12 protein-coding genes are annotated in these 21,877 nt (G+C 43.1%); 3 read left to right on the top strand and 9 right to left on the bottom strand.

All coding sequences use genetic code 11. The annotated features are described in order from the left end of the window. The first annotated feature begins 47 nt into the window (after nucleotides 1-47). Both ADS79_RS24275 and ADS79_RS24270 read left to right on the top strand, forming a co-directional pair. Nucleotides 48-911: a tyrosine-type recombinase/integrase gene (locus ADS79_RS24275; RefSeq protein ID WP_049740912.1), complete on the top strand. Its 864-nt coding sequence runs from the start codon at nucleotides 48-50 to the stop codon at nucleotides 909-911. Between the two features lie 51 nt (nucleotides 912-962). Beyond that, entirely contained in the window at nucleotides 963-1,760 is a 798-nt protein-coding gene (locus tag ADS79_RS24270; protein WP_049740911.1) for a hypothetical protein, read from the top strand. Nucleotides 1,761-1,988: 228 nt separating this feature from the next. Here the strand turns inward: ADS79_RS24270 and ADS79_RS24265 are convergent, their stop codons facing one another. From ADS79_RS24265 to ADS79_RS24225, 7 genes are all read right to left on the bottom strand, one after another. Then, nucleotides 1,989-2,642, bottom strand: a complete 654-nt coding sequence (locus ADS79_RS24265; protein WP_049740910.1) for a hypothetical protein — start codon at nucleotides 2,640-2,642, stop codon at nucleotides 1,989-1,991. A 395-nt stretch (nucleotides 2,643-3,037) separates the two neighbouring features. Beyond that, nucleotides 3,038-3,733: a hypothetical protein gene (locus tag ADS79_RS24260; protein WP_049740909.1), complete on the bottom strand. Its 696-nt coding sequence runs from the start codon at nucleotides 3,731-3,733 to the stop codon at nucleotides 3,038-3,040. A gap of 241 nt (nucleotides 3,734-3,974) precedes the next feature. Then, nucleotides 3,975-4,868 carry a leucine-rich repeat domain-containing protein gene (locus ADS79_RS24255; RefSeq protein ID WP_049740908.1) on the bottom strand — a complete coding sequence of 298 codons (894 nt, stop codon included), beginning with the start codon at nucleotides 4,866-4,868 and terminating at the stop codon, nucleotides 3,975-3,977. A gap of 452 nt (nucleotides 4,869-5,320) precedes the next feature. Continuing rightward, a complete protein-coding gene (locus ADS79_RS24250; protein ID WP_049740907.1) occupies nucleotides 5,321-5,590 on the bottom strand; it encodes a hypothetical protein in 270 nt (89 codons plus the stop codon). Nucleotides 5,591-6,478: 888 nt separating this feature from the next. After that, nucleotides 6,479-10,117, bottom strand: coding sequence for an Ig-like domain-containing protein (locus tag ADS79_RS24235; RefSeq protein ID WP_049740904.1), 3,639 nt, complete (start codon nucleotides 10,115-10,117; stop codon nucleotides 6,479-6,481). A gap of 151 nt (nucleotides 10,118-10,268) precedes the next feature. Further along, nucleotides 10,269-13,394, bottom strand: a complete 3,126-nt coding sequence (locus ADS79_RS24230; RefSeq protein ID WP_084766064.1) for an S-layer homology domain-containing protein — start codon at nucleotides 13,392-13,394, stop codon at nucleotides 10,269-10,271. 455 nt (nucleotides 13,395-13,849) lie between these two features. Beyond that, the gene (locus ADS79_RS24225; protein ID WP_049740902.1) at nucleotides 13,850-15,064 is read right to left on the bottom strand and encodes a TolC family protein; all 1,215 of its coding nucleotides are present in this window, start codon (nucleotides 15,062-15,064) and stop codon (nucleotides 13,850-13,852) included. Between the two features lie 286 nt (nucleotides 15,065-15,350). Here ADS79_RS24225 and ADS79_RS24220 point away from each other — a divergent pair, with 286 nt between their 5' ends. Further along, entirely contained in the window at nucleotides 15,351-16,010 is a 660-nt protein-coding gene (locus ADS79_RS24220) for a YigZ family protein (RefSeq protein WP_049740901.1), read from the top strand. Nucleotides 16,011-16,083: 73 nt separating this feature from the next. Here ADS79_RS24220 and ADS79_RS24215 read toward each other — a convergent pair whose 3' ends face one another. Together ADS79_RS24215 and ADS79_RS24210 are read right to left on the bottom strand one after the other, a co-directional pair. Continuing rightward, entirely contained in the window at nucleotides 16,084-20,592 is a 4,509-nt protein-coding gene (locus tag ADS79_RS24215) for an S-layer homology domain-containing protein (RefSeq protein WP_049741130.1), read from the bottom strand. Nucleotides 20,593-20,768: 176 nt separating this feature from the next. Further along, the gene (locus tag ADS79_RS24210; protein WP_049740900.1) at nucleotides 20,769-21,869 is read right to left on the bottom strand and encodes a glycosyltransferase family 4 protein; all 1,101 of its coding nucleotides are present in this window, start codon (nucleotides 21,867-21,869) and stop codon (nucleotides 20,769-20,771) included. Nucleotides 21,870-21,877: the final 8 nt, after the last annotated feature.

Below are 21,877 nucleotides of genomic sequence, written 5' to 3'. Positions count from 1 at the left end.
CAATAATGGTGGTTAAGAGCAATTACTACCAGAAGGTGAATTAGTTAATGTTATTGAAGAACGTCGTACAGAGCTTTATCCAATACCTGTCCTCAATTGGTCGTAGCGAAGAAACCATCACAGGCTATCAAAAGGATTTGCATTCATTTATACGTTTTCTAGAGGACAAATACAACTGCGATATTTACATAGATGAAGTCACTACAAACGATATCGAAGACTTTCTCCTTTATTTAAAGGAAGCACGTAATTATGCCCCGGCGAGCCGTTCTCGCAATTTACATACGCTTCGTTCCTTCTTTACTTATGCTTACAAAAAAGAGTTGGTTGCTCGAAATGTTGCCCTGTCTGTAGAACGAGTATCATTGCAACGCAAGGAACGGACATACCTCACTGAGTCAGAAGCAGAGCTGTTAATACATAAGATTGATCATGCTCTCATTCGTTTAGTTGTCAGAGTTCTGTATATGACCGGATTGCGTATATCGGAGTGCCTCCATCTCACATTAGATGACGTAGACCTCGATAATCGCGTCATTCACGTCAAGGCAGGGAAAGGGAACAAGGACCGCACCATACCGATCTCAGACCGTCTGCTGCCTCATCTGGAAGCCTACATACAAGATGATCGCCCTGTTACAGGATCAGCTATCTACTTTTGCACACAAAAGACTGGCAAGCTATCTCCTGTATATGTCAACAAAGTTATATCAGAGGCTGTGCAAAAACTGGGGTGGAAGAAGAAGGTAACGGCACATATATTGCGCCACAGCTTTGCCAGCCAGCTAGTGAAAAAGGATGTCAATCTGGTTCATATTCAAAAGCTACTGGGACATTCCTCTTTAAATGTAACCAGCATCTATACCCATACGGACTTGACTCAACTAACGAAAGCAATCAACACCCTCTAGTTTTGGATATGACTGTACGTTAGCAGAGACTTAGCATAGGAGTGCACTTCAATGGAATCAAATACAGATAAACAGGCTATCTACAGCGAGCGCGTAACCGAAATCCTTCGGGGGCTGGTTGAGGGGAAGACAAGAGATGAGCTAGCGGTAGAATTCGGCTATAAAAACTACAAAACACTCGACATTTATATGCGGCGCAAAAATTTTGTGTGGGATCGCTACAAACAAAACTATGTTCATGCATACAGCAAGCTGGATAGCCAGGAGATAGAGATAGGTACAGCCACCTCCTCTAAAGCGGCGACAGTGATTTCCATGTTCCAAAAAGATGGCGCTGATGCCAAAACTATTGCAAAACGACTTGGTTTTACTGATCATCGAGACTTGGCTACTTACATGAAAGGCAAAGGCTACAAATGGTCCTATGAAATCGGGAACTATCAGAAGGTGTACGGACGGATTGCAACTGAGCAGACTTCAGTGGCTGTTCAAACTAATCAATTGCCACTAATAAATGAAATGCCCCTTCCCTCTACGGGAGTTTCACTTGGAGATAGCAAGGAGCTGCTAGAACGATTCTGGCCCCTTCTGGAGCTTCTTGAACGTAATCGAGACAGATTAGTTGACCTGATCGTTCCTGGTGCTGAGAGCGGCACTGTACCGCGTTACGCAGTGCCTGGCATCTTTGTCACCAAGTCAGTGCATATGACCAACACCCTTGATCAAATGGTGCGGGAATACAGCAAGGAGAAAAATATCAGTCAGCGAGATATATTCGCTGTTGCGTTGATTGAGTTTTTTCAACGGTATGGGTATGAACGGGAGATTGAGACGTTGCTCGGACGGTAACGCTGTTCAGAGGATTTTTTCGAAGAGAAACAAGGAGAGGCTTAGGTGTTTATACTGACCTACTCATAAAAACAAGGGCCCGCTCGAATGAGGCAGGCCCTTAACTTCTATTTCTTGGCGAAGAACCTCATAAATTAAGGGATAGCTACGATGAGGTTAACGATATTTATCTGGTCACTGTTATCCGTTACAGTTACAGATAACCTTTTCTTATCTTTTCGTGTTCTCCTACTTTTTGGATATAGTGATCCTCACATCTGTGTCAGCTACTTCATAGGTAGACGTAAATAATACGCTGGAACCCGAAACGCTAACGGAGACACGGAATATACCGTTGCCATCATTGAGGTCTTTAAAAGCTGCTGCGATTGCATTTGCAACATCAGATGGCCCTTCTGTACCATTCAAGGTAACAGTCGCAGTCTCATTTACGCTTCCATTGGTAAACTTTACTTCCAGGGTACTTGCTGGATATGGAGACTGGGTAATTTCGAGTTCATTGACCTCGGCTGCCCCCCCTGTACCAGCTTCTCCCGCTCTCCATTCATAGCCTGATCCGACAACACCTGTGCCATCCAAATCTTCAAGCGTGATCTGTATGTCTTTGTCTGCCGCTGGAGAGGGTTCGATCGCAAAGAGAGAATCTCCGCCCATCGTTATGTCGTAATTATTTTTCAATGCCTCGTAATACGGAGTAAGCAATTTCCCCAGAACGTCATTCGCACTATTACCTTGGTTTACTGCAATGTTAATTTCTTTAAAAATCTTGCCATCATCAAACGTAACCTTAATATTTCCATCCTGCGTTGCACCTTGCAGAATTTGCAGGCGATTTGTTTCTTTTACTCCACCACTTGGAGCTTTACCTTCCTGGACTTGCATGGTACTCCACTCAATCTCTCTCTCGCTATTCTCGCTTTAACCTCAATTCTATCTCGGCTTATAGCGAGCCTACACCGTGCAGGCGACTTTCATCGCACACGGCGTTCCGTCAACAGATAAGAAGATGTTTCATTTTACAATGGGCATTTTTATCCTAGCAAACTCGTCTCACAAAATTCTCACAAACGAAATTGGAGTGAATGGCTATTGTAGCCTCTGTCGCCGATCAAGTAAGATCTCACGATAAAAAGGAGTACAGAGATCATTTCTCTGCACTCCTTTTTGGAAACCAATCATTGAGAATGTGATAAAACGACAATCCGAATCAAACTGATATACCTACCTAAATTGTTCCTGCTTCGGATGGTTACAGGCACTGATCGCTTCACTTCCCCTTAGTCAAGAGTTACTCTCAGATCAGGCAAGTTACCAGTAGTAGTAGAAGTAAACACCACATCGCGATTAGATACGGTTACATTGTAACCAGCAACAGTTAGTAGATCTCCAATCTTAGCGGCAACCTGCTCTTGCGTATCACCAGCTGCTACTGCAACAGTAGTTGGTGTGTCGTTTACAGTCACGATTACGTTACCAGCGTTAGTTGCACCAGAGGAGATGGCAAGAGTAACAACCTCAGCGGTTTGAGCCACACCCGTAGTTGTATTCGCAGAGATAGGTGCGTCAGGTACACCAGTATGGTTTGTTGAACCGTTAATTGCAAAGTTTAAAGTTGTGTCATTTTCTGCTGGAACTTGCTTGGTTAAGATGACTTTGCCATTAGAAGCAGTAATGTTATACCCTGTAACAGTTACGGTTTCAGCGATTTTATTCACTATCATATTAGCACTTTCCGTTCCATCTAAAGTAACGTTAACAGGGTCTGCTGTAACGCCATCTGATGTTACCGTAATAATTAAATCACCTGCTGCAGTTGACCAGGATCCAACTGTTGCCGTTTCAACTTGAGCTACACCCGGAGTTCCATCAACAACAGACGCTAAACCAGATACACCAGTGCTATTCCTGCCTAACCACAACACCTCGTGGTTTTCGGTCAGGCCTACACCGTGCAGGCGACTTTCATCGCACACGGCGTTCCACCAACGTATAAGAAGATGTTTCGTTTTACAATGGGCATTATTATCCTAGCAAACTCGTCTCACAAAATTCTCACAAACTTTTTTATTGGGAACAGATGCTTCTTAGGGGAAATAAGGCAGGGTTTTATCAGAAGGTGTAGCCGCCGGCCCGATCATAAAAAAAGAGCCTACCCGTTCGAGGTAGACCCTATTGCAAAGCTTCAGGTGGTCACTAGATAGCATTCAATTCATCTCAATACTTATAATTATATAGCCCCAGTTTTTGAATTAACGCTTGGTGTACACTTTTATTAGGCTCTACGGTAAAATCAATGTTCGTTCCTCGTAAATACAATCCTATCAAGCTTTGCAGTTCTGTAATATGCTCGGGGAACTCTGTGAATGGATTATTTGACGCATACAATCCTGTTAATGCTACAAGGTCAGCGACATCTAATCCCGTTAAACGATTATTTTCTACATGAAGCGACGACAGTTTTTCTGATCCTTTTACTTCAAGTGAGGTTAATTGATTATTTGTTAGCACGATTGACTTGATCTTTGACTGATTCGAAAGATCAAGCTCGGTCAACTGATTATTCTTCGCTTCAAAAATTTCTAAATAGGACAAGCCCTGCATACGAATTTGGCTCAACTGATTATCATTGGCTACAAATATCTTCAAACCTGGCATCGGAGTCAAGTCAATCGAAGTGAAATCATTGTTTGAAAGACTGAAAAAGGTCATCTTGGTTAATTTACTTGTGTCAAGCTGGGAAAACTCATTGCCATCAATATATAATTCGATCAAGTTCTCCGTCCCTGTCAAATTTAAGTCTTCCAACTGATTTTTGCGTAAATCTAGGTATTTCAAATTATTCAAGTTTTGGACGTTTACACTTTCTAATTCGTTTCCTTGCAAAAATAGGCTTATCAACCTTTTTAATTTCAGATCGCTGGCATCAAATGAGACTAAACCATTTGCTCTTAGTGAAATCGTATAGACATCTGAACCATTCAGGATTTCGATACCGCTTAAATCTATGATTCCAAGGTTGTCCAAATCAAGATTAGCATTTTCCCAATTGCTTCCCGATTTTGCGTAATCAATCACGATTTGTTTGGTAATATAGTCATCTACATCCATCCCCAGCCAATTTGCAATCCCTTGAGCGAGGGCGGGGTCCTTAAACTGTGTGCTAATTTTTACAGGTAATTCACTATTCTCGACTTATACCACTAATTGTGGCCTTCGTTTCGAGCCTACACCGTGCGGGCGACTTTCATCGCACACGGCGTGTCATCAACAAATAAAATAGAAACGTTATTACAATGGGCACATTCATTATTTCATTAAGTGGGATTACATTCTGTAGTGGAAACCATATTTGAGACAAAATTGAGACTGGATATAGTAGATCTGAATCGGCTACACAGATTTGGAATTACACTTTCGGTCTGAAGATTAGTTACGTCTCTTCTACAGTGAGAATTTCGCAGTTTCTTCCTTTGTACCTTCAATCTGCGAGCCTCGGCATATTGGTTCAAAAACTCAAGCACGTTGACCGCCTTACGAATCGTCGGTTCGCTCACGACCATTTAGGAAACGCTCACCTCAAAGCTGTCATTAACAGTACCACCTTTACCATCATCTGCGGTAACAATTACAATCGCAAAACTTGAAATTCCGTTCGTAGGATGAAAAACGATTTTCCCATAGTTTGAGCTACCGATCACGTCGTTAAATGTGTATACAATGCCAGTACCACTTTCAATTGCAACCGTAATAGTCAGATTATCTCCATCAGGGTCAAAAAAATAATCTGTAAGCGAGATAACCTCCGACATCGCATTATGTGGGAAAACCACATCAGGAATTCCAGCCCCTACAAGTATGGGCTCTCGATTGCTATTCTCGACTTATACTCATCACAAAAATGAGAGCTTTCGATTCGAGCCTACACCGTGCAAGCGACTTTCATCGCACACGGCGTTCCATCAACAAATGAAGAAGGAGCAAAATAAAGAAACAACAAAGAGGATTGCAGAAACAATCGCTCTGCAATCCTACTTTGCTGTTCTTCATTTGTAGACTTGAGAAAATACAATGCCCATTGTAAGTTCTCGTATCCTTCTTATCCGCTGACTGGGTTCCTTCGCTTCGGCCAGTTTTCTCCTCCCCGCCTGTGTTGCCACTACGGGTACAAACGGCAAGCCATCTACACTACTACGAACCCGCTGCCATCTTATCAGCCTCTCTGGTGCTATCCCACCTCTTCTGATAAGACTTCAAACGTTCCACCTTGTCTATCCCTATTTTTGCTGACCGTAGGTCCCCACTATACAATCCGAGAAAAACAGGTTTAACAGCCTGAATTGTTCCTGCTTCGTCTGTACGATCTCGCATACATCGACTGTTGCCAAACCCCTAGCGCTTATTACCTGGCAACAGCTATCTCGTATTGGGTCGCCATGGATTCGTCTCCTGACCATAGCCAGCTTTTAAAGAGCCCCGCCTTGCTTCCAGCAAGTACGACTTCACCTGACTTCACGAGAGCAGCTGGTATAGGACTGCTTCCGTGCAGGAGGATTAGGCACATGAGTTTATAGGCTGTTCTCATGGATTGGGATTTCGCCAATCTATTCGACAGGGTAGTTGGAGAGTAGCCTCTTAGAGTTAACTATGAAGTTATTCCAAGAGGCATTCTCCACTTCTTTCACTCAGATGAGTTTATGAAGTAACGTTTCGTGATTTTGTTAAGGGGTTACCAATCCATCAAAAGTATTTTCAGCCGTTGCCAGAGCAGTTACTGCTGCGTCTACTTGTGTTTGTGTAGATGCAGGGTCGTTCTTCACAGTATTTGCTGCATCAATTGCTGCTTGGAAGTTTGCTTTTGCTGGAGCAGGATACTCTCCAGACGCATTTCCCTCAGTTGCTGCATCGTGCTTAGCTTGTGCTGCTGTTACCGCAGCAGCCAGTGCTGCTGTATCTACAACAACTTTACCTGCTTCAAAAGTAGTATCAGCCGCTGTCAGAGCAGTCACTGCTGCGTCTACTTGTGCTTGTGTAGATGCTGGATCGTTTTTCACAGCTTCAGCTGCAGTAATTGCAGTTTGGAAAGTTGCTTTAGATCCCGCTGCATAGTTGCCATTTGCTGCACCTTCAGTTGCACCATCATGCTTAGCTTGTGCTGCATTGATAGCAGTTGCTAGCACTGTAAAATCAACAACTGCAGTTGGTACTTTTCCTGATTCGAATGTAGCTTCAGCGGTAGCCAAAGCTGCTTCTGCATTGTCTACTTGAGCTTGAGTAGAATTAGGGTTGTTTTTCACAGCATTAGCCGCTGTAATTGCAGCTTGGAAAATTGCTTTTGAACCCGCTGCATATTGGCCTGGAAGTACCCCTTCAACTGCATTATCATGCTTAGCTTGAGCTGCAGTGATAGCAGTGTTCAGATCAGCGAAATCTACTGGAGTTCCCAAGTTTGTGATGTTGTATGCAAGTTTCAATTGCAGGTCTCCAGAGATCTTAGTACCTTTTTTGTTTTCAAGGTATTTAGAAATGTTGAGTACGTGTGGTGCGTTTTTACCATTCAGAGTGCCTTGTGGCAGAATGATGGTAATCGAATCTACAACATCTGGTGTAGCATCTGTATAACCTGGGATGTCAGCAACGATTTGAGATCCGATTGGTAAGTCTTTACCATCGATAGTGTAGTTAGATGTCTTCAGAACGTTCTTGAAGTCACCAGTAGTGCTAATTGCTGAACTGAAAGTTACAAAGATATAATCATGGTTAACATCAGCATCAGCAGCATCAACATCCTCAACAATTAGATCTGTATCAACATCAGCAAACGCCCATACTACTTTGAATACATCAGCACCCGGTGCAGTTCCTTCAACAGTAAACTTCTTGCTGATAGATGCAGCTGTGTTTCCGATATCATCGGAGATCGAACGAATTACCAGTGTCCATTCGCCAGCTGTGAGCGGTTTATCTGGAGTGATAGTCAGCTCATAATCATATGGATCAGCTGCCACTGGGGCAACGGTAGCAGTGATTGTTTCGCTATTACCCTTAGCGATAAATTCTGCTGTTGGTACTGGCAACGCAGTTTGTTTTTCTGCCAGAGTTTCTTGCTTAGTTTTCGTAGGATCATTTGGATCAAGCACTGGCAATTTAACTGGCTCGCTAAGAATTGCTTTAAATGTAGTACCAGCAACAACTTCTTTAACATCAACAATTGATGGGGAAGTAAGGTCTGGTGTCAACATTTGACCGTTCAGTGGCAAGTCAATGACTACATTTTGCTTACCATTAGCTACGTTAGTGAATGTCTCGGCAGCAATGTGCAAGCGATACTTGTCATTAAAATAGTTTTTTCCGCTTGTAGAAGTTTTATAAACTTTCGTCCAGTCGATTTGAGTTTCTACAAGGAACTTATCTTCTGTATCAGCTACTTTGGTAACTTTCAAGTCTGCCAAATCTGCCAGATCAGCCGCATTACCAATAGTGGTAGCAGTTACCGCTTTCCATACTTTGCTAACATCATCCCAAACTTGAAGCTCGATAGCAGTTTTTGCATCAGCGCCAGTTTCTTCTACAGCTACGTTAAAGTCCAGCAACCACTGTTCAGGCGATTGTACTTCAACTGTTGCTGTAGGTACACTTTCATCAGCTACTACATTAAAATCAAGCGTTTGGGTATTTGCAATGTTCAGCTTGTCAGTTCTTGAAGCCCAGTCTCCAATTTTAGATGCCTGAATGGAATGGGAGCCAGCTTCAAAGTATCCAACTTTTTTCTTGATAGTAACTACGTGACGAGTATCCGCTCCACCTTGTGCGTTTGGTACAAAATCGCCAATAGAAATATCATATTTTGTAGAGTCAAGTTTCACACCGTCAATTGACCAGTTCTCGTAAGTTGTTACAGTTTGGTCGTCAAGTGATTCAGAGAATGTTACTACGAGAGTTCTGAGATCTTGTACTTGTACGCTTAGTGCAGCTGGTTGACGAGCGTCAGTTAGCTTAAATAGAGGTGCTTTGCTTTCTTGGCTCACTCCATTTGTTCCGTCAACTAATTTCACGAAAATGTTAGAGTTATCAACCAATGGGAAGTCATTATTAGCATCGTTTTTATCGAGAACCAAGATCAACGCTTGATTGTTGCCTGGAACAGGCAATACACCTTTTACGTCAACTTTGTCTAAACCGGTCAGGTCACCTGAGTTTGGAACATTAGAGTAGACTTCAAATCCAACTCCAGGATTCAGAGCACCATTCTTATCGATGAAGTAGTCGAGTTGAACATCTTTATTGAAGTACACTACTACACGATCAGCTTGGCTCGCTCCTGCACCAGTAACAACCGGTTTTACACCAGGGACAATAACATCTGGGTTAGGACTGAATACTACGTTTGTTTCAGTCTTAAGACCAATCAGATCTTTATCTGCAGCTTCAACGATTTGGGCAATGATATTAACATTGGCATCTGAAGTCAGGAACTCAGATGTCAGAAGTACAGTTGCTTTACCGTTCTGTACTGTTACGCGTCTTTCAGCCAATGTACCATGTGTAGTACTAAATGCAACTTCAATATCTCCTGTATTGAGCTCATTGCCAGCAGCATCTTTCACGTCAAAAGTAATGAGCGTTTTAGATGCACCATCAGCTTTAATTACTTGATCAGCTGCAGCTACATGTAATTTAAATAGCTCAGTAGCAGCTGGAACTTCAAAGCTCTTCTTGATATCGTCAATTGTAGTACCACCAACTTTAATTCCAGTTACTGTCAACTCATAAGTTTTACGAGCTTCTGCGCCTGAAACTTTGATAGTTACTACTTTTTTAGCAGCATCCAAGCTTGCAGACTCAACGTTCAAACCAGGAATTTTAAAGTTTGCAGCTACTGCTGCGTCAACTGCTTTATTAAATTGAACTTTAAGTTCAGTTTTGGTAATAGCACTTACCGATTCAACTTTCAAATCGCCAGGAGTAACGCCAATTTCAGTTCCATCTGGATTTCTCTTAACTGCTTCTACTGTCCCGTCTTCTTTAACAGCATTGAAACCATCTGCACCATCGATATCAGCAAACATTGCATCCGTAACATCTACTAAATGCGATTTTGGATTGCTAACAAAAAGTAATTCTGCAAGGTTTCCACCTTTAGCTTCACCGTCTTTGTCAACATACAGAACGTCTGGAACAGTGTCAATCATTTCATCCAAGAACTTATCCATATTGGCTGCCATAGCTTTAAAGCTATAGTACTTGTCTACGTTTCCACCGATGTAAATACCTGCTTTTGGTGCTGCGAAAGCAGATGCTGCCATACTAGCAACAAGTGCTGTAGACAACACGGAAAGTGCTAACTGTTTTTTCTTCACGTACTACCCCTCCAGATCTGTTATCTGTTTAGATATTCTGTGTATTCGTTAAAACAATCTAATAAGTTGGGACTGGTGCCACGTACGAAACGTTAGCACCAGCCAAAATTATTAGACTCGTACTCAAACTCTCACTGATTGGAAACTTTGATTAGAATTTCACTTCTTCAGTAATAGTTTGTTCTTTACCATTTTTGTCTTTGTAAGTGAGCTTCAGTTCGCCTACTTCAAAGCCACCCTTACCGATTTGAGCTGCAGAGAAAGTACCGTCTGTAATTTTTACATTAGACGTTTTATTTCCAACAGTCCAAGTAAAGGAAGTTACTGCTTTAGGGTTATCAATTTTACCAGATACTTTGTAGTTAAATACGCCTTCGAGCAATTCACTTTCAACGGCTTCACCCTTGATATTGCTGATTTCAGGGTCTACTGGATCTGGATCTGGCTTAACTTTAGTTTGTTTCAAGAAAGCTTCTACAGAAGACTTAGGAACGTCGTATTTCTCAACTTCATCATCGCTAGAAACGATTACTACGTAGTCAAAACGAGTACCGTTAACATCAGCTGCGTCGATCAATACGATGTAGTCGCCTTCATCTACGCCGTCTTTACCGTCGAGGTCATCGTATACATCGATGAAAGCAGTACCAGCTTTCGTGTACAGTGGCTTTTTGTTGTAAGTGATGGTGTTGCCATCAACTTTGTCAACGTGAGCTACTACCATGTTGTCGATTCCAGCTTTGCTCCACTCATTTGAGTCAAGAATCAGTGGCCAGCTATCGTCGCCAATTGCGTTTCCGTTGATAACTTCAACTACATCATCAACTTCAATTTCATTATCGGAGTTCGTAGTGAACGAGATGAAATCTCCACGTTTGATGCCTTTGTAGTCTCTCAGATCTTCTTTATCGCCATCCAGCTTGAACTCTTTTGTAACAACGGAATCGCCGTCTTTTGTTACCAAAGTAACAGAGTCTTGTTTGTTGGATGTACCATAGTCTTTAACCATACCAAATCTTACATCGCTACCCAGACCGTTACCTTCAACTACGAAGATAGCTTCAACTTCGCCTTTGTCTTCGTTTACAGTGTAGAATACGGAGACATCGCTCTTATCAGCAATAGATTTGAACTTAGCAGTACCAGGCGTTTTCAGCTCAGCGCGTTTGTCTTTAGTGATTTCGCCAGTCATTTTGAAGATTGCAGTTTTGTCAGTTACTTCGTAGTCGCCAACAACGTTGTCATCTTCATCAGCCAGTTTATCCCAAGCAGATCCGGAGGAAGCGATCAGTTTAGTGTCCAGGATTCTTACTTTGTCTACGTTACCTTTGGAATCGTAGTTCAGTTCCAACAGTACAGTGCTGCTATCTTTTCTTGGTTTCAAGATGTCAACCAATTGTTCTGATTTACCATTCTTGTCGAAGTTTACACCTTTAGCATCGTAGATGTTCTTTTTGTCAAGAGAGATGTTTTCTTTCTTGCCTTTTTGAGTCATAACTACGAAATCATAAGTATCTTTGCTTGTGTTTTCAGTAGCTTGACGAGTTACGATAGCTTTTGGTTTACGATCGTCGATCGCATCTTTCGTCTCGATGTGACGAACACGGCCAGAAGCATCCAAGAAGAGTTTTACATCTTCTCCATCGAGGTTGCTGATCAGATCCAAGTTGCTGCTATCGATCTTTTTAACATCTTTGTTAGCATTCTCGGAGTAGGAAGCATTGCTGTATACTTTCAAAGTTTTGCCACCAACAGTTACACGGATGTCTTTGCTGTTACGGCTAACTACTTTATCAACTTTACCTTCAACTACGTTACGAGTAGCGAAGATGAGGTATTTGTCTTCATCGCCATCTGCATAGTAGATGCTGTATACATCGAGTTCTTTCAAATCGCTGAATTTAGCTGGTTTGCCATCCAAGAATACGAGGAAGTCTCTTCCTTCGTCTTGGTCTTCCAGCTCGTTGAACTTGGAGCTATCCAGGTTCGTGATTTTTTTCTTGTCAGCATCGATTTTGGAGATAACTTTAGAACCGTATTTAACGCCTTTAACGCTCTTGTCGATTGTTTGGTCGTCAATTACGTGGATGTAAGAGATCTCGTTAGCATCGTTCAGTACAACTTTAACACCGTAAGTGTCGCCGCCCTTGTCTTTAATGATCTTTTTCAGACCATCAACTGGGTCGTTGAAACGAGTGAAGTTGTAAGTAACTTTTGTATCTTTAGTCAAACGGTAGGATTTACCGCTTGCATCCAGTTCCAATTTCATATCTTCCAGATCGGATTTGGACAGGCTAGTAGCATCTGTGTAAGCTTTGCCTTTGAGGAAGAAGTCACTTACGCGGTCCATAACAACTTCTTCATCTTCGGAGCCTTCCATCCAAACGATAACATTTTCTCTGTCATCTTTGATCCAAACTTGAACTTTTTGGCCATCGTATTCGTTAGGGTTGATGCCATCAGCTACTTTGTAAGTAGTGTTGCCCAAACCAGCGTCTTTACCGTTCAAAGTAACTTCGTTAGCTTTTACTTTGCCCAGGCCGATAGCTGGAACGTTAGTTACGAGTGGCAAATCTTCGGAAGAGTTACCGGATTCATGGGACCAATCCATGTCACGTACAGTAACTTTCAGATATTTAGTCAAGAGAGTTTTGTTAGTGATTTCGAAACGGATGTCAGTTCCGAATTCTTTTTGCTCCATCAAGTCAACGCGAAGAGCGTTGTCGAGCATTTTGAATACATCGCCACGAACTGCTGCATTGTTAGGGTTGTTGATACCTTTTGCAATGTTCAGCTCGGAAGCTTTGGAGATCATGCTGTTTGGCCATACACCCTTAACGGATGGCTCATAGCCCAGTGCACGAACGATCATCGTTACTGCTTCAGCGTAAGTAACTTGGTTTTGTGGTTTGAAGGATTTGTCCGGGAAACCTTTTACGATTTCTTCGCCGGAAGCTACGTTTACGTAACCTGCAAACCAGTCACCAGTTTTAACGTCTGTATAAGTAGAGTTGTATTGTGCCAGTTTGGAACCTTGCTCCAGTCCGCGAGCGCGAACGATCAGAGTAGCAAACTCTGCACGAGTGATTGTTTTATCAATGCCGTATTCGCCATTGCCATAGCCTGCTACCAGGCCAAGAGCTTCAAGGCGTTTTACGGTTTTCTCCATAGCAGCGTCCATTTTAGGAGCTGTAGTTGCATCTTCTGCTGCGAAAGCCATTGGAGCAACAGTAAGTGCGAGTGCACTAGCCAATACACTGTTAACGACCTTTTTCATAACCTTGTGTTCTCCTCCTCTAGTATAAACAAATTGTTCTTGGGGAATATTTTTTGTTAATCTATCTTTCTTTTTAAAGCCCGAATCCTGCAAGCGCGTGTCACCTCCTTTCGCAGGACAGCTTCGCTTTTTTTGTGTTAAAAACCTCTAGTATATTCAGTATTGTGTAAAATGCAACAATCACTAGTGTAACACAAGTGCTAGAATTCGTGAATCTTTTTTACACAATTCCCCGTATTTCGTGTGACATCCTATTAAACGCCTGAGCTAATCAAAAGTTGCGGTACCTTCGAAAAAAAGTTTATCTTTTTTTTTGAAGATCTTATTCACCTGTATATGTACAAAGTGACATCCGCCACAATTCGTATTATAGGGTACGTCGGGCGGGCTGTCACCATTGAACCTTTTTCCAATTCCATTCAAAACCTTACAAATCTTTCTTGTATGTGTAAACCTTAGTTACCCAAAGATGTTTCAAAGTTTACAACTGCCAGATTGTAGGAGAGGATCGCCTTTTGATACTGGTTCTCTCTGCTGGACAGCTCTTCTTCTGCCTGAACAACTTCCAATGTAGTTGCAAGACCGTTTTCAAAGCGCAGATTGGTCAAGCGATAGCTTTCTGCAGCAGAATCCTTGGCTTTTTTCTGGAAGTCGATGGATTGTCGTGCCGCATCCAGATTGAGATATGCTTGCGCAACTTCTTTGGAGATTGTGCGTTTTTGCTCTTCAATCGTCTTTTGTGCTTTTTCTACATTATTACGGGCAATTTTTCCTGGCATTGTGGAGAGGAAAGAGTATTCATTGATCAGCTTGACGTTCAATTCAGCCAAATTCAACTCTTCCTGTACCTTTGTCATTTCCACGCGCTTGGTGAGTGCCTGCGCCTGTGCTTGCTCCATTGTCATTGAAACAGGGGCAGTCTGCTTGTTAGAGGACTTTACGTTCCATTTTTTCGTCAGATCCACACCCAGAAAATCATTCAGGTCCATGATCGCAACCTGTACGCTGTTTTCTGCTTGTGTCAGGGCAGCCTGTGCTCCTGCTACACCCATTTCCGCTTGCAATACATCTGTTTTTGCTTTTGTTCCTACATCAAAAGCAGCCTTGGCTACCTTGAGCTGTTGTTCTGCACGTTGCAAGCTTTGTTTCTTCAACTGATAGTCATCTTGCGCAAAGATCAAATTGTAAAAAGCGTTTTGTGCACCGAGTTTGATTTTGCTTTCTGTCGCATTCACTGCCAGTGCATTCAGCTTTTTCGTCAATTCACCTTGTGCGTTCCCTACCTGCTTCGCTTTTGCTGCATCCAAGGTATCTCGCATTTCTTCTGGCATATCTGCATTTGTTTTATAAGATAGAGCTTGGTTTAAATCTGCGTTTTTGGCGTCGATTTTAGCATTCTCAAGTGTAACGTTTGTTTTCAATGCCTGTTCAATCGCTTTTTCGAGCGTCAGCTCTTCCGCAGCATTTGTAGCAGGTGCAGTGGTAGTACCTGTCTGTGCCGCAACTTTATCCGGTGTTGCTGGTGTTTGTGCTGGTGCCGTCGCAGTCGTTTTAGCTGCTTCAGAACCTGTATTTGCAGATGCAGTCAAGGTTCCTGCGCCAATCGCTGTGGTCAATACAGCTGCCAAACTGATCGTCATCCATTTCTTGCTTGAGTATGGAAAGTTCACTTGTTTCCACTCCTTTAAATTGTATTGATCGTAAAATCTTTCACGACTTGAAATAATACAGTTTGTCCCAAGATCACTATATCACAGAGTATTGTTTCGCACACGAAAAATTAATGCCATACCAGCATTTTCATAAGGGATTACGCACACTTTATCATGTATAGACCCTCCCTTTCCTTTTTAGTCCATTCTTGCCCCATAGATTACTACGATTATGTGTCAAAAACATTTCAGTGTTCGCCAACAATTCTTACACATGCTATCCTTTTGTTGAGGTGAATGAACGATGCTTACGCAATACAAGACTGTAGCTGGCTACGGTGACGATACGATCGTCATTGAGCGTTCCCGCTTCATTGGATACGCTCAAAGGGTCACAACCGAGGAAGAAGCAACTGCATTTATTGCCATAATAAAAAAGAAGCATTGGGATGCGACCCATAACTGCTCCGCTTTTGTTATCGGCGAAAATGATCAGATCCAGCGTTCAAGTGACGATGGCGAGCCAAGCGGCACGGCAGGCAAGCCGATACTGGAATGCATCAAGAAAAATGGGGTCAAGGATACCGTTGTTGTCGTTACCCGTTATTTTGGCGGGATCAAGCTCGGTGCAGGCGGACTGGTCCGCGCTTATACAGCTGGCACGGTTACAGCATTAAAGGCTGCCAAAATCGTTATTCACACGCTGCACCAAACCATCTCCGTCAGTGTAGATTATACCTGGTGGGGAAAAGTCGAAAATGAGCTGCGCATCGGTGAGTACCGAGTGAGTGGGACTGATTTTACAGACAAGGTAACGGCGCATGTTCTCATTCCCGAGGGCGAGCAAGATGCTTTTGTCGAAAGAATGGTTGATTTAACGAATGGACAGGCTAAAATTCATATGGGTGAGAAAGAGTATGTCGAGGTTCCGGTTGAAGCAGTCGGGGATGTAGATAGTGAATAAATGGCAAAAGAAAAGCTGAAGAGACGAATGTCTTCTTCAGCTTTCTTCTATTATATATGTCTGAAATCTACGCTTACTGCTTAGGCAGTTTTTTCAACTGAACCATAACGCGGATGGTGATGATGGCCATCTCGGCACGAGTCAGGTTGTTTGTTGGTTTAAAGCTGTATGTTGGTTTCTTCGCATCGGCTTCATTCGGCTCACCGTTCATCAATTTTGCTTTGCTGACGACAAGTACGGATGGAGCTGCATAGTACCCAACATCTTTGGCATCTGTAAACATCTTGCCCAGCGCCAGTTTTGAAGCTTCTAAAGTGCCCAGCTTCAAATTCATGGCACGAGCAATCATGATCGCAGCTTCTTCACGAGTCAGTGAATCATCTGGGCGGAAGTAGCCAGGCTGTTTTCCGCGAATAATACCCGCGCGAGCTGCTGTCTCAATATACTTGTACTCATAATCCCAGGCATCTCTGTTTGGTCGTACATCTGTAAAGGTTGGCTCCAAAGGATCGCGCTCATTGCTATCTCGATATGGTCCTGCATTGATTGGCAGAGCCATTGCTTTTACAAGCATCGTTGCAAATTCGCCACGTCGCATATCACGGTTTGCGCCAAAGCTGCTGCCACTGTATGCTGGCATGATCCCTTTTGCATACAATGTCTCCATTGCATCACGGGCAAAATCATGACTAACTACGTCATCATACGATTCTCTTGTTTTCATTACCATATAGAAACCAAATCCGGCAAATGGAACTTGTACTGTCTTGGCACCGGTATTTACAACTCCGCCAAGATTTTTCCACTCATCACCGTTGTGATAATAAATGGTCAAGATATTGTTGGCAGCATTTACAATCGATGGATCGTATTTGATTGTAAGTGTTCCTCTACGGCTAGGTACGAGATTGTCTTGCCAGCGGCTCTTGAAGTCCTCAGCATCACCCTCATCGTAATACGGGTCACGTCCGCCTGGAGCTTCGATATCACCGGCATCGACGTAGTAAAGCGGACTCGCATAGTTAAAGTTGGATTCAAGTACCAGCCTGTCCTCTAAGTTGTCGTCAGCAATGTTGACTTGACCTGTTGTACGGTCTGCAATCCCGAAATAGAGGGGTACATCGACAAAAATGTCTCCATTCGGATTTTTTACTTCTTGGCCTGCACGACTGTCATCAGGAGACAACAAAACAGTACCTGCAGGGAATTTCAGATCAAACTGCTTGTCGAATACACTAAAAGACACTTTTTTACCTAACACATCACGGTATTCGGCACCGTTAACAGTGGAATTGGCATTGTAAATCTTGATCTCGTCATTATACGTGCTATTCCCTACTACGACAGAGAACTTCACTGTATTCAGACCCTTTTTCAGTGCTACGGTCGATGTGAAGACATAGTAGGTCTCGGGAATTGTTTTCCCCGCGTCATCGTCGTAATAAAAATCAGGGTTTGTCGTATTTTTTACTTTCGCTTCTGTTTTACCGAACAGAACCTTGTTTGCATTTTCTGCAAAAACCTTCACAACCGCACTGTTACTATTCACGATGATGTATTGATCCGTTTCTTTCGCTTTTACTGGGGCTAGGACTTCCCAGCTCGAATATTTCTGATCAATGTTGATGTCATAGCGAATTACGGTTCCATTGTCATCTTCTGCTACGATTGTGTATACAGTCGTCCCACCTTTTTTCAAGGTAAGAGGGAAGAGTGCAAGCTTTTGCTCTTGCTCTTTGGCATCGGTGACAGCATCTTGAATTTCTTCTACGAGATCACCGTACTTCTTCGTGCTCATTTTCCCTTCAAATCGGGAGCGGGACTTCGAATCAATATTGTGGTCATCAAACAGGTCTCTCAGGTCATTATTCAACGCTGCTTCCAGTCGTGCATTCACGTATTCCTGATTGGTTGTGTCTTGATCCCAATCCCCGTTTTTGAAACGGAAATCATTGATTCGTTTTCCATTCTTCTCAATGTATACGTGCGTAGCATCCTTTACCGTAAAGCTCAGACCACTCAAGAAGTTAGCACCTGTATTGTACGATGGATCAGCTGCTTTTTTGGTCAGCTCTTCGGTCTTTCCATTAGAGGTAATCTCCAGCTTAATGTCTTCAACGGCTGGTGTTTTGGATGAATTGTAGGAAACATTGTACGTAAAGACCGTTTTCGGGTCATCTGTCAGAGTGACCTTGAGAACGTTGTTTCCTTTTTTGTAATTCAACTCACTTTTTTCAATCAGGAATGTTCCCTTATTTGTATCGATATTGCTAGCTTTGATTGTGATTGGTGCGCCATTCAGAGTTGCTTCAATGTTGCTTGTTTTCAATACATAGTTGTAAACTTTACCATCAAGATTCCGAATGTCATTTTCGCTCTTAACCTGATAGCCATCCTCAAAGCTCCGCACTTGGCCAGTTGCATCTACATACGTCATTTGAACGTAAGGTGTAATTCGTACATCGAGTGTGTAAGTAGCGGTTGTTGGGTTAGCTCCTGTGTATCCAATTTCGAGTTTGCCTAAGCCTTGGGACAGCTTTTTCAGCGTGAGTGTAAACCCGTTTGTTCCAGCTCCGCTAATCACATAATCAGTCCCTGAGGTCAATGCCTGATTGTTATATACAATCGAGATATTCCCCGTCGTTGCAGCAATATTCTGTGTGACTACGTTCAGCTCTAGAGGTGAGGTAACAATGATGTTAGCAGAAGATGGTGACAATACTTGTGCGCTCGCCAAATTGATTACGCGCTCAATGCTCGGTTTTGTACTGTCCAAATACTTCAGTTGATATTCGTAGTTAGCAATTGCAATGTAACCGGACGGTGATGTAACAGTATTATCCGATGCTTTTTCTAAATACTGATAGCTGAGGGCAACCTTGTAGGTTTTTCCATCCTGGAATGTTCCAGCTGGGACCGGCAAACTCACCGTATATTCGGTAAAGCCACTTTGCGGATTTCCGATTGGCGAGAAGGTTACACCTGTTGTGAATTCTGTTTTGTTGGAGCCTTCATAAATCGTGACTTTAAAGTCTTGGAACAACTGCTGCCCTGGAATATCTACAAAACGCAGCAATGCTTTTCCGTTTAGAGTCATAGCTGGAGAGACTGCTGTCCCTTTTACTATTGCTGGCTGGCTCGGCGTCAACGCCACACCGCCCAAAGTAACATTGTAAAACTGGTCAGAACTACCCGATGAGGTGGTCGCTACGATCAGATTTCTTGTAAACGTTCCGACCTCTTTATTTTGGTTAAAGACTCTGATTTCCAATGAGTTTTCCCCAAGCAACGATGGAACACTCAATCCAAACGAACCTGTACGGTTTACCTGTGTTTTGACAACATCACCTGTACGCAGGTTTTTTACTTCAACGCTATCTGCGTTGAGCGCTTTCCCGTCCATGTTCAGATTGAGACGATTCAGCGATGGTACGGTAATATACGTTGGATTCGTAGTTACGTTCGGATCATTCAGCGGCGTGTCGTTAATTTTCAAATCACTAACGAGTGGCGTGTTATTATACTGAACGTAAAATTGGTAATGCTCTTTGGTTACATTCCCTACCTTCTCATAAAACGCGATCTGATTAAGACCCGGCTTCAAGCCAATGTTATGGAAAGTAAAGTTGCTGCCACTAATCGACGGCGCGGTATTGCTCAAATCCTGAACCGTTTGTCCATTATTGGTGATGAGTTTCAGACGAAGGCTGCTCCCCGTTACCCCACTACCATACGTACCTGTCAGTGTAATCGTGGAATCTCCATAAACGACAGGATTGTAAGCTGTCGTTCCACCTGCAAAGTTGGTAATGGTGATTGGGCTATTCATCGAGTTGTATTCGTAGTAAATAACATCTCTCTCACCCGTATTCGGAGCGTAAATCTGAACCGCATTCAAACCAGGGGCCAAATCGAAGTCTGGTAATGGATTAGCTGGTCCGCCAGCACCATATACCGTACGGATCGTTGTTCCGTTCACTTGCACTTCGACCGCTTGTGTTTTATCTACCGCAGCAGGTATCGAATAAGTATATTGCAGTCCCGATACTGTACGGCTCGTCACTGGTTTAGGATCACTCGCATATTCGCCTTGCCCGGAATTCGTAAACTGTAGAGGTCCTGTTCCAGACGACGCAGGGTTTGGCGTATATTGGAAGTAAATTTCCGATGTATCATTTGTAGGATCTAGGGTGACTTTAGGTCTTACTGTTACTTTTGTCACTGCCCCACTGCTGTTTAAATAAAAATCCGGAAGAGTAATCGTGTTGTTCACAAAAAGTTGTGTGTTTGGAAGCGCGACTCCATCAATTAACACATCAACACCTTGTCCATTTTTGGAATTATCCTTGTAGACAAGTTTCACACCATACACCAATCTCGTTATGGTCTTGAGCGGAGTCGTAAATGCATTTCCATTGCCGGTTCCTGTAGCTAAATAATTTGTTGGTGTGTCAATTCCAGCATTCCAGTTGGAGCCTAATGCTGCCGAAGCAGGTGCAGCCGGTAAAAAACCAGTTACAAGTAGCATTATCGCCAGGCACATAGCGAACCAACGACGGAATTGTTGATTTAGCCTAATCATCTTTTCACCTCTCCACATTATTCTGAACCTCTTGATTGTCCCGTTTTCATAAAGCCACGGCACTTATTTCTCTCTATGTATATCGGCTAAACGCCTTCTGCAGTTAAGTGTTTCCACCTAAATCGCATGAAAAAAAAGCCTCTGCTATAAACGATCGCAGAGGCTTTCCAGCTTTATTAATTTGTTCGCCGTTGCTGCTCGACGTACTTGATTTTCAACCGACGATACGTATTAATCAACGGACGATGACGTCTGCTGACGAGTCCAACGATCTCCGTCCCTAAGTGAATGCCAATCAAAAGGATGACCATGACGATGATCGTCGTCCATTTGGTCGTCTTGGTCAACAGGATTGCCATCGTACCGAAGAAGATGCTGATCGAATAAATCGTCAGTACGGTTGAACGGTGTGAAAGGCCCATGTTAAGCAAGCAGTGATGCAAATGTCCTTTGTCCGGACTCGAAATTGGCTTTTTGTTCACGATGCGGCGTACGATTGCAAAGAACGTATCCCACAACGGAACGCCCAGCACGACGATTGGGATAATAAAGGAAACGAACAACGCTTCTTTAAAGCCCATGATCGATAGTGCAGCCAGGTTAAAACCTAAAAAGAGTGAACCAGTATCGCCCATGAACAGGCGCGCCGGGTGAAAGTTAAAGTACAGAAATCCAAGAATGGCTCCGAGGAGCACGAAACAGTACGTAGCGACTTTGTAGTCTCCCATCAACAGCGCCACTACTGCCATTGTTCCAGCTGCAATCGCTGAAACACCTGCGGACAAGCCATCCAAACCGTCAATCAGGTTGACTGCATTGGTTACCCCCACAATCCAGAACATCGTAATCGGGATTGCGAGCCAAAAGAGCCAGCCACTGCTAAAATCAATGCTGCCCATATAAGGCAGATTGACTACGCCAATTTTCAGTCCGAACGGAATCACGACGATCGCAGTCGCGACCAGCTGACCAAGCAGCTTCCACTTTGGCGAAAGCTGATATTTATCATCCAGCATCCCGACAGTCATGACAATCGTACTACCAAAGAAAATTCCAAGCATTTCAGACATGCTCGTATATGGGACGAACAAAAAGAAAGCAACCATATAGCCTAAGTAAATGGCTAATCCACCCATACGCGGCATGATACGCGTATGTACTTTGCGTTGGTTCGGGGCATCTACGGCCCCAACCTTTTCTGCCAGCTTTTTGACGTACGGTGTTGCAACAAACGATATGATCAGCGAAGTCAAAAATCCGAGGATTAATGTAGACATCGACTGTT

The sequence above is a fragment of the Brevibacillus reuszeri genome (genome assembly GCF_001187725.1).
Lineage (GTDB): Bacteria > Bacillota > Bacilli > Brevibacillales > Brevibacillaceae > Brevibacillus > Brevibacillus reuszeri.
Note: the sequence above shows the minus strand (reverse complement) of the source record. Positions and strands in the feature narration are given on the sequence as shown.

Coding starts and splice junctions, on each gene's coding strand:
- ADS79_RS24275 (WP_049740912.1), top strand. CDS start 48: ATGTTATTGAAGAACGTCGTACAGAGCTTTATCCAATACCTGTCCTCA.
- ADS79_RS24230 (WP_084766064.1), bottom strand. CDS start 13,394: ATGAAAAAGGTCGTTAACAGTGTATTGGCTAGTGCACTCGCACTTACT.
- ADS79_RS24215 (WP_049741130.1), bottom strand. CDS start 20,592: ATGATTAGGCTAAATCAACAATTCCGTCGTTGGTTCGCTATGTGCCTG.
- ADS79_RS24255 (WP_049740908.1), bottom strand. CDS start 4,868: ATGGATGTAGATGACTATATTACCAAACAAATCGTGATTGATTACGCA.
- ADS79_RS24265 (WP_049740910.1), bottom strand. CDS start 2,642: ATGCAAGTCCAGGAAGGTAAAGCTCCAAGTGGTGGAGTAAAAGAAACA.
- ADS79_RS24220 (WP_049740901.1), top strand. CDS start 15,351: ATGCTTACGCAATACAAGACTGTAGCTGGCTACGGTGACGATACGATC.
- ADS79_RS24210 (WP_049740900.1), bottom strand. CDS start 21,869: ATGTCTACATTAATCCTCGGATTTTTGACTTCGCTGATCATATCGTTT.
- ADS79_RS24270 (WP_049740911.1), top strand. CDS start 963: ATGGAATCAAATACAGATAAACAGGCTATCTACAGCGAGCGCGTAACC.